The sequence below is a fragment of the Bacillus horti genome, from assembly GCF_030813115.1.
In the GTDB taxonomy this organism is placed as follows: domain Bacteria; phylum Bacillota; class Bacilli; order Caldalkalibacillales; family JCM-10596; genus Bacillus_CH; species Bacillus_CH horti.
Window position 1 is genome coordinate 21,032 of the sequence record NZ_JAUSTY010000022.1, and the last position, 14,659, is coordinate 35,690.

Consider the following 14,659-nt stretch of genomic DNA (forward strand, 5'->3'; position numbering starts at 1 on the left):
ATTGCTTATCATAGACAATCTGAGATGCTAGATGGGAGAGCGTTTGTATCTGGTGGTGGTAGCTATAACTTCGGTTCGGGGTATTCCTTTAATATTGAGCCGAAACTATATAATACGCTTCAACATTCATGGAGTAATGGGGCTGCTCTGCCTAAGATTGTTTACGGTAACTCACAAAGTGTCTTGTTAGATGGACGGATTATGATTGCTGGTGGATCATATGACTTATACAGTGCAAATATGCCAGCCTACAATGATGTTTATCTATACAACCCTTCAACGAATAGCTGGAGTGTGGGTGCATCAATGCCTAGTGGTGCCTTTGAGCCAGCTCAAAGCACACTGAAGGATGGGCGTGTCCTTTTAACAGGAGGGCAGGACGGATTTCTTCTTACAAGAAGAGCTTTGATTTACGATCCTGATACAGACGGTTGGGAGACTGTCAGGGATGTCCCATATCCAGATTCAGATTTCGATTCCCTCCAAAGGCATAGTCAAATTACGCTTCCTAATGGCAAAGTGCTTGTTATGAGTGATCGATATTTTTACTTATATGACCCTGATATAAATACGTGGACAGTAACAAGTCAGCACACCACTAGACTTACTAATACCAGCTTGGTAGAAACGAATGGGGAGATCTATGTCATAGGTGGTTATAATAGAGACACTTATGAGAACAATCGTAAGGTTTATAAGCTGAGCTTTGATTTTGAGCCGCCCTCTGCTCCAACGATCCACGGAGCTATGGAAAATTGGGTTACGGAAAATGTTCAGCTAACCATTACTCCAGGAGTGGATCACGAGTCAGGTGTTGCTTATACGGAGTACAGTTTGGCAGGGGCTACAACCCGTGACTGGACGGACTATACAGATAACGAAGTGATTACCATTTCTAATTCTGGTGAAACCACGGTATGGGCTAGAACGGTGGATCTCTCTGGAAATGTTAGTGAGCTGGCCTCTGCTGTTGTTCGAATTGATAAGCTTCCTCCAACAGCGCCCGTGATTAATGGACCTTCTGCAACGTGGAGCTCGTCCAATATTAATGTTACGTTAACAGGTAGTCAGGATTTTGGTGGATCAGGTGTAAGTCATATGGAGGTAAGCTTTTCTGGAGCTCTAGCCCTAGACTGGATGACATATACAGGTCAAATTATGGTGCCAAACGAGGGCATTACAACCATCCATGCCCGTGCCGTTGATAGAGCTGGGAATGTGAGTGAAGAAAGTTCAGCGGATATTCGAATTGATAAAACAGCTCCAACGACACCAACGGTCATTCCTGCAACAACTGATTGGAGCAGAAATGATGTTCAGATCACGATTACTCCTGGAACGGATACACTATCAGGTATGAACCGAACGGAATATAGACTTACTGGTGCTACAGGAAGTGCTTGGACTACTTATACAGCCCCGCTTACAATCAGTGCAGATGGCCAAACCTCTATTGAAGCAAGGAGCATTGACAATGCAGGAAATACGAGCCTAGGGGCCAGTGCTAGTGTACGTATAGATCGCACAGCACCAACAATACCGATAGTGACACACACCGCTACGGATTGGAGCAATGAAGACAGTGTTGAAGTAACCATTCAAGGTGGAACTGATACTCAATCTGGAGTTGCTTATACCGAATATAGCTTGTCAGGAGCAACCACCCTAGATTGGACGATCTATCCAGACAGCCCCATCACTATAGAAAATGAAGGTGAAACAACGATTCTCGCTAGAAGTGTAGATCTAGCGGGCAATATGAGCTCAGTCGTTGAAAGTGTCGTACGATTGGATCGCACGCCACCAGCTCTTCCAACGATCAGCCCAGCTGATCAGGAGTGGAGGTCAGAGGATATCCATGTAACGATTGTAGCAGGAAACGACAGCTTATCAGGTATTCGTGATATTGAATATCAGCTCTCTGGAGCGATGACCCAAGATTGGGCTATATATAGCTCACCTATTGTGATTTCTACCGAAGGACAGACAACGGTGTCTGCCAGGGTCGTAGACCATGCAGGAAACCACAGTGAAATTCGTACAGAAAATTTCTATCTTGATAAGACTGCACCAGAAGAACCGATCCTAATTGTGGGAGAGAGTGACTGGACCAACGCTAATCAAGTAGAGGTAGTCGCTACAGAAGGAGTGGATGATCGATCAGGGATTGATCGCATGGAATATAGTCTTTCTGGAGCTACTGTGCAGGATTGGACGATCTACGGAGAACCAATCGTTATCCTAGAAGAAGGAGAGACTTTCATATTTGCCCGCATGGTAGACAGAGCAGGAAATACCAGTGAGATTGCTGAAGCAAGCGTGAAGCTCGATAGAACACCACCTTCACCTCCACAGGTTGTACCTGCTACAGCAGAGTGGGTATCTGTAGATTCGGTAGCCGTTTCCATTATCCCTGGAGAGGATATGGGATCAGGTGTTGCTTTAACGGAATACAGAGTAACTGGAGCTACTGAATTAGATTGGGATGTTTACACGGGTGAGCTTAGCATAACAGAAGAAGGCGAAAGTTTAATTGAAGCCAGAAGCATAGATGCTGTAGGAAATAGAAGTGAAGTTGCTCAGAGCTTTGTCAGGATTAAGCGCACACCTCCGACCATACCATTCATTTTACAGCCTTTAGAAGATACGTATACGAATCAAACGAGTGTGAGTGTGTCTGGGTATGCTGAGCCAGAGGTACGGATAGTAGCTACAGTCAACGGTTCTCAGGCAGATGAGGTGATGAGTAACCATGCTGGAGAGTGGGCAATTACTTTGGATGGTCTACAGGATCAGAGCTATACAGTGAGTGTCCGAGCCATCGATCAATTAGGAAATGAAAGTGCAGAGAGTGAGGAGCGTACATTTACCGTGGATACGGCGGCTCCAGAGGCTCCAACCATTTTAAATCCTTTAGACGGTGCTATGATCGGTCAGGCACAATTCGAGATTACTGGGCTTGCTGAGTCTAGCTCACTAGTTACTATTTACCTAAATGGAACAGTTACTGGCGATGTGTATACCAACCTTCAGGGTGAATGGAGCTTCACTAGGTCAGAGCCACTAGCAGACGGAATATACACCGTTCAAGCGGATTCAACGGATCGTGCTGGTAATACGAGCCTATTGTCGGCTCCACTGACTTGGGAAATTGATACAGAGCCACCTTGGCCACCGGTTATCCTAACTCCAGAAGAAGAAAGCCAGACAACGATGCAGCTGCCAACTATTTCTGGAATAGCGGAGAGTCTAGCCACTGTTCATATTTCTATTAATGGAAATGGTGCAGGAACGACGCAAGCAGACGAACAGGGCAACTGGCACTTTGTACCCGTTTCAGAGCTTGATTTTGGCCAGTATATCGTTCAAGCTCAAGCTGTAGACGCCGTTGGCCATGAAAGTGAGTGGTCGATTGAAAGAAGCTTTTCTGTCGTTTCCACAAATTCAGGTCTTCGCTCTTTATCTATTCAAGGTGTTCCTTTGAATGAAACGGTGACAGAGTCCACTTATCATTATACAGCTCAGGTTCCTTTTAACATTCAAATCATTACAATTGAAGTGGAGCCTGCCGATCAAGGGGCAACGGTCGCCTTGCATCGGGACGGGGGTGCTGTGAGTAATCCGATCTCCTTAGAATTTGGTGAACAAACCATTGAGATCATCATTACGGCAGAGGATGGAGTGAGTGTACAGGTTTATACCCTTGCTATCACTAGAAGCGTCCGTCCGAATCCAATTAATCCAGAGTACCCGGTGGAACCCCCGTGGCCAAGTCCTCCTACACAGGTAGAACCTAACAAGCCTGAGGATAAGGAAGAAGAGTCACCGAAACCACCAGAAAAACCAGATTTACTAGAAATACATTGTCCTGCACCAGCATCAACACAAAGCCAATTTGCAGATGTAAAAGGACACTGGGCAGAGCAAGCCATTACTCAGGTTTCTAATTGTGGGGTTGTTCAAGGCTATGGTGATGGTTCATTTAAGCCAAATGCCCCCGTTACACGAGCGCAGTTTATTCAGATGCTGATGAACGCTCTAAGCTTAGAGAACTCGGCTGATCTTCACAAAGAAGATAATGGTGTATTTGAACTAAATGAAAGTATTGAAGAAAGAAATACAGAAAGAAATACAGAAAGACATACAGAAGAGGCAGGTACATCGTTTGTAGATGACCAAAATATACCGGATTGGGCCAAAGATGCCGTTACTCAGGCAAAATCCTTAGGAATTGTTACTGGTTACGAGGATGGTTCGTTCAGACCAAACCGATTAGTAACTCGTGTTGAAATGCTTACCATGATAGCTAAAGCGTTTGGACTGGAATCATTGTCAGGAAATCTACTGACAGATCAATTTGCAGATGCAACAAATATTCCATCTTGGGCATTGGGTTACGTTGCAGCAGCTAGTGAAAGAGGGCTTGTTCAAGGAAGAGATGCTCTGCATTTTGTTCCACAAGGTAACTCGACACGAGCTGAGGCCGTTGTTCTTTTACTTCGCTTCCTTCAGAAATAATCATATCAAGAGCACCACTGCTTCTGAAGTAAACAGGATAAATAATTTAATCTTAATTAAATGGTTTCCCTTAAGGTCGGTAATATGATCTCTGGGAAGCCTTTTATTTTTCTTCTCTAAAACCAAAACTCACCTTCCTTATTATGCCAAGCTAAAGAGAGTACTTGATATAGAAACTAAGAAAACGACGAAAGATAGATGTACTTTGTTGGTGTCTTATCAATAGATTTACCACCTTTTTGGAAGCATGTGCTTTCAATTTAAGAGAATGAAAGACCAAAAAATTGAATATATATGAAAAGGCTTTCGATACTTTATCATTTACATTTGATCCTGAGATAGTATAATATAACATAGTCAATTTATAAATATACATTTTTTAGTTAAGCAAGAGTATTCGCACAATTTGTTCGACTAGTCTATGATGAAACTAAAAATGATTAGGGGGAAATGAAATTGAAACGTGTATGGAAAGGAAAGCTAGGATTTTTAGTTGTGGCCTTACTACTTGTTCTTGTAGCAGCTGGCTGTGGACAAGACTCTTCGGATGGACAGACGGGATCAGGAGAAGGAAATGGAAGTGGAGAAGCGACACAAAAGCTAGTGGTTGGTACAGATGCAGCTTATGCTCCATTTGAGTATGTTGAGCCAAGTGGTGACATTGCTGGTTTTGATATTGATATCCTAAGTGCGATTGCTGAGGAAGAGAATTTGGAGCTAGATTTCCAAAACACAGCATGGGAAGGGATCTTCCTAGCGCTACAAAATGGTGAAAGAGATGTATTGATCTCTGCTGTTACAATTACAGAAGAGCGTCAACAGGATATGGACTTTACTGATTCTTATTTTGAAGCGACTCAGTTAATTGCTGTTCCAGCAGATTCAGATATTGAAAGTTTTGCTGACCTAGAAGGGAAAAAGGTTGGTGTACAAACAGGAACAACTGGTGATATTGCGGTATCTGGCTTACTAGGAGCAACTTCAAATGACATTAATCGTTACGAATCAACACCAGTTGCATTAATGGAAATGGTGAACCAAGGAATTGATGCTGTCGTAGCAGATAACGTTGTAATCCTAGAGTATATTAAAAATAATCCAGATGCTAATTTTAAATCCATTCATGATGATTCGTTTGACGTTGAGAACTATGGAATTGTTGTGAAAAAAGGAAACACAGAATTACTGGATACACTAAATAGTGGATTAGCTAAAATTAAAGAAAATGGGAAATACGACGAGATTTATAGCAAGTATTTCGGAGAAGAGCCTGGTGAAGAGTAAGAAAATGAGTGTATAGCTCGAATGGATATAAAGCGCAACATGCAGCGCCATGTTGCGCTTTCCTTATCTTTAGCTGAACGAGAGCTCAGCAAGCGTTACTAGCTTAATGCAGGAAGGAAGTGAGCGAATTGGATTGGCTTTTTGATTTTTTTCAGAACGTATTAAATTTTGACCTAAGGTTGGTATACGCCTATCGCTCCATATATTTACAAGGTGCTTGGAATACCCTTCAGATTACTTTTATATCAGTGATTATAGGTACGATACTTGGTGTCATAATTGGTCTGGCAAGGCTATCAAGCTTTAAGATCTTAAGGGGTATTACCCTAACTTTTATTGATGTATTTCGTGGTACGCCTCTTTTGGTACAAATCTTGATTATTCATTCTGCCTTATTGCCTACTATATTTGGTTCATCACAAGGTGTATGGGTTTCAGGTATCGTTGCTTTGTCTCTAAACTCCGCAGCGTATGTGGCAGAAATTTTTAGAGCGGGAATTCAATCTCTAGATAAGGGACAAATGGAGGCTTCTAGATCCTTAGGAATGACGTATTGGCAGGCGACGTGGAACATTATTTTGCCTCAAGCATTTAAGCGTATGCTTCCACCGCTAGGAAACGAGACGATTATGCTATTGAAGGACTCATCCTTACTTATGGTTATTTCATTTAAGGATATTATGTATGCAGGAAAAACAGTTCAAGGTGCTACCTTTAAAGCATGGGAGGCATATTTACCCGTAGCTGTTATCTATCTTATCATGACTTTAGTATTAGCTAGATTTGTTCGTTACCTAGAAAAACGCTACAGTACGGAGGGTGTAAAATGATTAAGGTCGAGCACTTAAACAAAAAATTTGGCATGCTCGAGGTACTTAAGGATATCTCCTGTGAAATTAAAGCACAAGAGGTAGTCTGTGTGATTGGCCCCAGCGGATCGGGGAAAAGTACTTTTTTGAGATGTCTTAATCTACTTGAAGAGATTACAGGTGGACATGTGTACATCAATGGACAGGATATCACAGCAAAGGAAAGCAATATTAATCAGATTCGAACAGAGGTTGGGATGGTGTTCCAGCAGTTCAATCTCTTTCCGCATAAGACCGTTCTAGAGAATATTACGTTAGCGCCGATCAAAGTGCGTAAGTGGACAAAGGAACAAGCAGAGCAGAAAGCTCTCGATTTGCTGCAAAAGGTTGGACTTTCCGAGAAGAAGGATCAGTACCCTGATTCTCTTTCGGGTGGACAGAAGCAGCGTGTCGCTATTGCTAGAGCATTGGCGATGGAACCCAAAATTATGCTTTTTGATGAGCCTACGTCAGCTCTTGATCCAGAAATGGTTGGTGAGGTGCTGGAGGTTATGAAGCAGCTCGCCCTAGAAGGAATGACTATGGTCGTGGTTACCCATGAAATGGGCTTTGCCAGGGAGGTAGGAGATCGAGTTCTATTTATGGATGGGGGGTATATTGTAGAGGAAAATATCCCTTCGGAATTATTCTCTAATCCACAGCATGAAAGAACGAAGGCTTTTCTAAGCAAGGTTCTATAGGTCATTAGAACTATTCTGCTTATTTGTTTTATAGCCTTATAACAGAAGGACTTCGCAGATCGTGAAATAGCTCAATACTAAAAAATGAAAATTGCACAAGGTATAAATACCTATATTTCTGTCGAAATATGTAAGAACTTGTTAACAAGAATGGCTTGTACTCCTAGGTAATTAGTCATATAATTAAAAAAGAATATAAAAGCATACGGTTAATGTTAAGGGCAAACTTCTCCGAAAGGGAAGGACGCAAAGCGATGAACCTAAAGGTGATTCAACTTTTTATGAAGTTGATTGATTACCTATGGTTGTCACGTTACCAGTAGCGGCGTTCTAAATCACTTTTCGGAGTGATTTTCTTTTTTATCCATATATGTGCCGGAGGAGGTGAGAATTTGTTTAACACAGGTCAGACAAATAGTCAGTTTCATTTTGAGATGCTGCAGAAGTACTATGCTGTATTTAAGAAGATTGATACCGAAAACCTATCTCCTTCTTTTTTAGCGAAACTTGAACAACAGATCGTTGACTCTGAAACAGTATCCAAAGAGGAGAAGAGGTTGCATCAGGATTTTATCCAAGAATTCCTCAAGATTAATGAAGAAATTAAGACCCTGCACTGGATGTCTAAGCATCTTAAAGTGTTACATGATTTAGGTCAAACATTTTCTCACACCTTCGAAAAGGACAAGATTTACGAAAAAGCATACGAGTTAGTTTCAAGTGTAATGGACACTGATGCATTTATTATTGCTTTGTACCGTGAAGGGGAGCAAGAATTTCATATCCCATTTCGCATGGATAATGGTGTATCCTATGAACCAGTCTCCTACTCCTTTGGCACGGGAATTGTTTCTACTGTTATCAAGAATCGGAGTACGGTACATATTCGCAATGGACAAGAAGCCTTCCAGCATGCAGAAGGGATTTTGAAGTGGGGAAATCCTGAGCAAAATACCGAGACATGTATTTTTGTCCCGATGATTCTAAATAACCAAATTAAAGGGGTCATCTCTGCTCAGAATTATCGTCAGTTTGCTTATCGTATTGAGCATGAGGAGCTTCTAAGTATTATTGGTGTTCAGGTTGCTAGCGCCATTGAAACGGCTACATTATATGATAAAGTGTATGAGATGTCTGTTAAGGATGATCTAACGAAGATTAAAAACAGCAGGAAGTTCCACCTTGATCTTGAAAAGAAAACAAAGTCGGCAAACGATCAGCCGATTTCCCTAATCATGCTTGATTCGGACAGCTTAAAGAAGATTAATGATCGTTATGGGCATCATGTGGGAGATCAATTGATACAGTATATTTCTGAGGTCTTACTGAAGCATTTAAAGGAAGGGGAAGAGGCGTACCGGTACGCAGGTGATGAATTTATGATTATTACGCCGGTTACAGACATTCAAGCTCTCCTTCAGAAAACACATGAGATCCAAGAATTTCTGCAAAACAACCCACTTGACTACAATGGTGAATACATCTCATCAACGATCAGTGTTGGCATTGCTCAATTTCCTATGGACACAACAAATGGGGATGAGTTGAAAAGGCTGGCAGATATGGCCATGTATCGATCGAAAAAGAACGGGAAAAACACGGTCACTCTATACAGTGAATTACATTCTATGTAACAAATAGCTTTCACAGAAAAAGGACTTCATGACGTGCTGAAGGGGTTCCTTTCCTGCGAAAGCTTTTTTACTCCCTTTATTCTTCCTAACTATTCATGTATGATGAGAACAGAACATTTGTTTCTGTGGAGGTGTTATTGATTATGAGTTTTCGATTTATACATACAGCAGATATTCATTTAGGCAGTCCGTTTAAGGGGTTAGTTAAGGTTCCAGAGAAGCTTAAGAAGAGGATCATCCACTCGGTTTCGCAAGCCTTTCAAGAAATGATTACCTTTGCTATAGATCAAGAGATCGATTTTATCGTCATCTCAGGAGATATTTTTGATCAAAGTCATAGAAGTGTACAGGCCCAGCTTCTGTTTAAGAATGAAATGGAACGCTTACATCAAGCAGGCATTATGTGTTACATCATTCATGGAAACCACGATCCTTTGGATGGCACTTTTATAGAGCTTAGCTTACCGCCAAATGTTTATGTTTTCCCGGCCAATACGGTGGGGAGACAAAGCTTTACAATAGAAGGTAGAGAAGTCGCTCACATCTATGGGATTAGCTATGAAACAGCTAAGGTATCTAGGAATCTAGCGACTTTGTTTACTAGAGAAGATGAAGAGCTGTTTTCTCTTGGTATGCTGCATACGAACTGTGAGGGAGATCGAGCGCATGAAAATTATGCCCCTTGCTCTAGGCAGGATTTGCTAGACGCAGGCTTAGATTATTGGGCACTGGGCCATGTACACCAAAGGAAAGTGCTACAACAGACTCCTTTTATTGGGTACCCTGGTAATATACAAGGCAGACATATTCGTGAACATGGGGAAAAAGGCTTCTTTGTAGTTACTGTGGAGGAAAATCGGGTGCTTGATGTGGCCTTTGAAGCCGTACAGCAATTTGTGTGGCTAGAGCAGGAAGTGGATGTAACAGATTTAGAAACGGTAGATGAGCTAATGGAGAGGCTTGAGCAGGATATAGAGAAGTTAGAAGAGTTGTATTCTGGAAGTGCATTGATTTTACGACTAAAGGGAACAGGAATCACAGAGTTAGCCAATATTTTAATAGAGCGTGAGACGATAGAGGGGATTGTTCAGCATATTCAACAGGGACAGGAATATGGTGGTGAAAATGAATCTAATACTTGGCTGGAATCCTTCAGTTTTCATGGTACATCAAGCTATCTGAGAGAGGATGCTAGGCAAACCTCTGCTGTATTTCAGGACATTATGAATCTAGTAGATCATTGGGAAAGCAATCAGTCCAATTTAGAGGAGGAATGGAGCAGTATTAATAAGGAGCTATTAAAGCACCAACGAGCTAAAGTGTTTCTTGAGCCTTTTAGCCCTGATGAACAAAAAGAGGTGCTTCGTCAAGCTGAATCGTACTTGCTTCATGAATGGTTAGGAGATTCAAGGCGATGAGAATGACCTCCTTATTCTTAGAACAGTATGGTCAGTATGCACAACTAAAGCTCACTGAGGAACAGCTTGCTTCTCCTATTACAATTATTTATGGTCCAAATGAGGCAGGGAAGTCAACAATTCATGCGGCTATTCGTGCTGTGCTTTTTGGTTTTAATTCAAAGGGTATTCTGTCTACCTATGCGAATCCAAATACTTCTGCTCAGCTTATGTTGACAAATGAAGACGATCAGCTCTTAAGGATTGAAAGGAACGCTTCAACTAAAGCGGGGAAAGTATCCTTGTATGATGAGCAAGGACATTTTATAGCAGAAGGTCAAAGAGCTGTGCAAGAAAAACTAGGAGGTATCTCATCCTCTTTGTTCTCCAATATTTTTTGCTTCAGTCATCAGGAGCTCCAGCGATTAGAAACGCTACAGGAGGACGAGGTTACGGCTTATCTGCATAGTGCTGCTATGGGCGGAGGCGGTCTCAGCCTACTCGACGTTGAAAAGAGGCTGAAAAAGAAGCAGGAAGAGCTATTTAAGCCAAGGGCAACGAACCCTGAGCTAAATCAGCTTCTTGCACAATTAGAGCTGGAACAGAATCGGATCACGGCATTAGAGAAGAAGCTTATCCAATACAAGCCTATTCAGCAGGAGCTTCAGCGTGCTGAAGAACAGTTAGGCTTATACAAAAAGCATAGGACTCAGCTAGAAAGAGAAAAAGAAGCGTATGAGATTCTGGCTCAGCTGTTTGTCCTTCTTCAAAGAAGGCGAAAGCTTCAGGTCACGATGAGCGAGCTCGAGGCTATTGAAAGCAAGCTGCTGCCTTATGAGGCCGAGCTTTATGAGCTTCAAATGAATGCGATGATGATTCGTGAAAAGGAACAGGAGCTAGCCAGTGTTGATCGGGAGCAAAGTAAGCTGAAAGAAGACATTCAAGCGAGTATAAGCCGCTTAGGACCACAATGGAGTATAGAGAAAGTGGAGCATGTAGTCTTATCCATTCCGGTTAAAGAGCAGCTTCTAGATATGATTCAACTCTATGATCGGGATGAATCTAGACTGCACATGATGAAGGAAAGATTAATAGAAAAGCAGGAAGCGTCCAAGCGGGCCGAGCATAAATGGCAGGAAACACAGAAAAGCTATGCCGATCAACAAAGTAGGCAGGACGAAGGAATAGGAAATGAAGGCTTTGCTGCTCGTGGTAGAACTAAAAATAAACGCCTACATTTAACAAAGAACTGGCTTTGGATATGTACGGCGTTACTGGGACTGGTCGTGACTGGTGTTCTAGGGATTCAGGGACATGCTTGGGAGGCAGGGCTTGTAGGGGCAGCCTTTATCTTGGTGGCTGTACTAGCTTACAGATGGACTAATGGGGCAGAAGGAGTACATGAGCACTGGTCTAATCTTATGCATAAGCAGGAGGAGCATTTAGCTCAGCAAAATATAGTGCTTCAAGCAGCTAAGCAGGATGCTCAGTTTTTACGGCAGGATGTTCAGGAGTATGAAGGGAAGGTGCTTGAAGCTGAGCAAGAGCTCCAAAGCACATATCAACGAGCACTGGAGTCTCTAGCTTTGTTAGGCATTAAGCCATTGGGGAAATCCTTGCGTGTAGAGAAGCTTCTGGAGACCATTGAAAAGGTACAGCAGGATATACTGAAAAGCAAGAGTTTAGAGAAGATGAAGGCTCAGCTTGAAAGCCCAATTATAAAGTGGGAGCGAGCGCTGAGGTCCCTCTATCAGGTGTTTGAAAAACAGGGAATAAATCGGGAAGATCGAGTAAATCTAGACGAGCGATATCAAGAAGAGGAAGGGAACGCTTCGTTCTACTCGTCTGAAACGGAAACAGGAGGACAAGCTATCCTAGAGCTTTTAAGCCATAAACTTAAGCTGGAGCAGGAGCAGCATAGAGAATGGTTAGAATGCAAAAGGAGCTATACACAGCTTAGCGCGGAATACAGCGCGCTCCTTGAACAGCTTCCACAGGAGCTGTCTCATCTAAAGGATGAGCTTGATCAATGGACAATAGCGGAGATTGAGGGAAAAAGCAAAGAGCTTGCCGCGAGCTATGAAGAACTGCTCAAACAGATCGAGGATCATGCTCAGTATATGGGGCATTTGAAGCAAAGCCTTGAGCAAATAGAGCAGGAGGATACTCTAGCCTCCCTACAGCATGAGTTTGAACAGAAAAAAGCGAGCTTTAGAGAAAAAGCTAAGGAGTGGGCGGCTTATTCTGTAGCTAGAGAGCTATGTGAGAGGACACGCCGGGTGTATGAGGAGGAACGTCAGCCAGCTATTTTGCAGCAGGCAAGTGCCTTTATGAGTGCCTTCACGTTGAAGCGCTATCAGCAGGTTATTGCTCCTATGGGAGAAAAGGAGCTAGTCCTTGTGGATCATAACGGGAAGCGCTGGGAGTCCTCCATGCTTAGCACGGGAACGAAGGAACAGCTCTATTTAGCGATGCGTTTTGCCCTAATAAAGCAGTATGAAGAACAAGCTGTGCTCCCCATCATTATGGACGATCCTTTTGTTCACTTTGACTCAAAGCGATTACAAGAGGTGTTTAGAGGATTGCTTAGCTTAGCGGATACACACCAAGTTATTCTTTTTACCTGCCATGAGCATTACATCGATCAATTTCAAGCTTTGGATTCGGGGAGTAAGCTCCAAGTCATTGAGTGGAACAAGGCTCAAAGGTCACCGGTATCTATATAAATCTGTAATACAATGTGAAATTTCATCATCTTTACGCCTTACCCTTTGATTTTTTGCGCGGATTAGGCTTAGGGTAACTTGGAGGAAATGAGCCTTGGTGATATACTTTTGAATGAGTGAAGAAAATGTAATTTAAACAGAACGTGGAGGGAAACAGACATGACTGTAAAATTTGATTATACCAACGCCTTACCCATTGTACGTCAAGAGGAATTAACCCATTTAGAGCCACTGCTACAGACTGCCCATCAGATGCTACATGATAAATCAGGAGCGGGAAGTGACTATGTAGGCTGGGTTGATCTACCACAGGATTATGATCAGGAGGAGTTTAAGCGCATTCAGGAATCTGCCAAGCAGATCCAAGAAACAAGTGATGTATTGCTTGTAGTCGGGATTGGTGGCTCATATTTAGGAGCGAAGGCAGCGTTAGACCTTCTAACGCATTCTTTTTACAACCAGTTGCCTAAAGAGAAGCGAGCAACACCAGAGATCTATTTCGTAGGTCAGAACATAAGCTCAACCTATTTGAATCATGTCATCGAGATGCTTGAAGGAAAGGATTTTTCCATTAACGTCATTTCAAAATCTGGAACTACAACAGAGCCTGCTGTAGCGTTCCGTATCTTTAGGGAGCTACTAGAAAAGAAATATGGGGAAGAGGGAGCTAAGTCTAGAATCTTCGCCACAACAGATAAGGAAAAAGGAGCTTTAAAACAGCTAGCAACGGAAAAAGGATATGAAACCTTTGTCGTTCCTGATGATGTAGGAGGAAGGTATTCTGTTCTGACGGCTGTTGGTTTGTTACCTATTGCTGTAGCAGGGATTAATATTACTGAAATGATGGAAGGGGCTCAGGAAGCTCGTCTTGAGTATGCTAATCCTGATCTAGCACAAAACCAATGCTATCAATATGCTGTAGTGAGAAATGCCCTATATAATAAAGGGAAGACAATTGAGCTGATGGTCAACTATGAGCCTTCTCTACACTACTTTTCAGAGTGGTGGAAGCAATTGTTTGGAGAAAGTGAAGGCAAGGATCAAAAGGGAATTTTCCCTGCAGCCGTAGATTTTACAACAGACCTCCATTCCATGGGTCAGTACATACAGGATGGTCGTCGTGATCTATTTGAAACAGTCCTTCAAATTGAAAAGATAGAAAATAAGCTTGTGATTCAGGAGGACCCGCAGAACCTAGATGGTTTAAACTTTGTAGCTGGTAAGACTCTAGAGGACGTTAACAAAAAGGCGTTTCAAGGTACGTTAATTGCCCATGTAGATGGTGGAGTTCCTAACCTAGTTGTAACGATTCCAGAGATTTCAGCTAAGGCGTTTGGACATCTTGTCTACTTCTTTGAAAAAGCATGTGGAATAAGTGGATATTTATTGGGCGTTAATCCGTTTGATCAACCAGGCGTTGAGGCATATAAGAAAAATATGTTTGCCTTACTAGGTAAGCCAGGCTTTGAAAAGGAAAAAGAGGAGCTTGAGAAACGCTTATCTAACTAGTGTCCGTTTATAGAAGGAGAGGAACGGTTATTGGTTAACTAT

Annotated in this window: 8 protein-coding genes and 1 riboswitch; all 8 genes read left to right on the plus strand. The window is 42.4% G+C overall.

The window, feature by feature from the left end:
* Window positions 1-24 precede the first annotated feature (24 nt).
* The 8 genes from J2S11_RS19110 (at window position 25) to J2S11_RS19145 (ending at window position 14,617) form a co-directional block, all read left to right on the plus strand.
* Window positions 25-4,518, plus strand: coding sequence for an OmpL47-type beta-barrel domain-containing protein (locus J2S11_RS19110; RefSeq protein ID WP_307397344.1), 4,494 nt, complete (start codon window positions 25-27; stop codon window positions 4,516-4,518).
* A 456-nt stretch (window positions 4,519-4,974) separates the two neighbouring features.
* Window positions 4,975-5,802 carry a basic amino acid ABC transporter substrate-binding protein gene (locus tag J2S11_RS19115; protein ID WP_307397346.1) on the plus strand — a complete coding sequence of 276 codons (828 nt, stop codon included), beginning with the start codon at window positions 4,975-4,977 and terminating at the stop codon, window positions 5,800-5,802.
* A 128-nt stretch (window positions 5,803-5,930) separates the two neighbouring features.
* On the plus strand, window positions 5,931-6,632 hold the full coding sequence (locus J2S11_RS19120; protein WP_307397348.1) for an amino acid ABC transporter permease: 702 nt from the start codon (window positions 5,931-5,933) through the stop codon (window positions 6,630-6,632).
* Complete coding sequence (locus J2S11_RS19125) at window positions 6,629-7,351, plus strand: amino acid ABC transporter ATP-binding protein (protein ID WP_307397350.1); 723 nt, start codon at window positions 6,629-6,631, stop codon at window positions 7,349-7,351. The genes J2S11_RS19120 and J2S11_RS19125 overlap by 4 nt, the downstream gene beginning before the upstream one ends.
* A 210-nt stretch (window positions 7,352-7,561) precedes the next feature.
* A riboswitch (cyclic di-GMP riboswitch) is annotated at window positions 7,562-7,672 on the plus strand.
* Window positions 7,673-7,743: 71 nt separating this feature from the next.
* Window positions 7,744-8,985, plus strand: a complete 1,242-nt coding sequence (locus tag J2S11_RS19130) for a sensor domain-containing diguanylate cyclase (protein WP_307397352.1) — start codon at window positions 7,744-7,746, stop codon at window positions 8,983-8,985.
* A gap of 143 nt (window positions 8,986-9,128) precedes the next feature.
* Entirely contained in the window at window positions 9,129-10,403 is a 1,275-nt protein-coding gene (locus J2S11_RS19135; RefSeq protein ID WP_307397355.1) for a metallophosphoesterase family protein, read from the plus strand.
* Window positions 10,400-13,108: an AAA family ATPase gene (locus J2S11_RS19140; protein ID WP_307397357.1), complete on the plus strand. Its 2,709-nt coding sequence runs from the start codon at window positions 10,400-10,402 to the stop codon at window positions 13,106-13,108. Before J2S11_RS19135 ends, J2S11_RS19140 begins: the two co-directional genes overlap by 4 nt.
* 159 nt (window positions 13,109-13,267) lie before the next feature.
* Window positions 13,268-14,617, plus strand: a complete 1,350-nt coding sequence (locus tag J2S11_RS19145) for a glucose-6-phosphate isomerase (RefSeq protein ID WP_307397359.1) — start codon at window positions 13,268-13,270, stop codon at window positions 14,615-14,617.
* Window positions 14,618-14,659 lie beyond the last annotated feature (42 nt).

Coding starts and splice junctions, on each gene's coding strand:
- J2S11_RS19110 (WP_307397344.1), top strand. CDS start 25: ATGCTAGATGGGAGAGCGTTTGTATCTGGTGGTGGTAGCTATAACTTC.
- J2S11_RS19125 (WP_307397350.1), top strand. CDS start 6,629: ATGATTAAGGTCGAGCACTTAAACAAAAAATTTGGCATGCTCGAGGTA.
- J2S11_RS19135 (WP_307397355.1), top strand. CDS start 9,129: ATGAGTTTTCGATTTATACATACAGCAGATATTCATTTAGGCAGTCCG.
- J2S11_RS19140 (WP_307397357.1), top strand. CDS start 10,400: ATGAGAATGACCTCCTTATTCTTAGAACAGTATGGTCAGTATGCACAA.
- J2S11_RS19145 (WP_307397359.1), top strand. CDS start 13,268: ATGACTGTAAAATTTGATTATACCAACGCCTTACCCATTGTACGTCAA.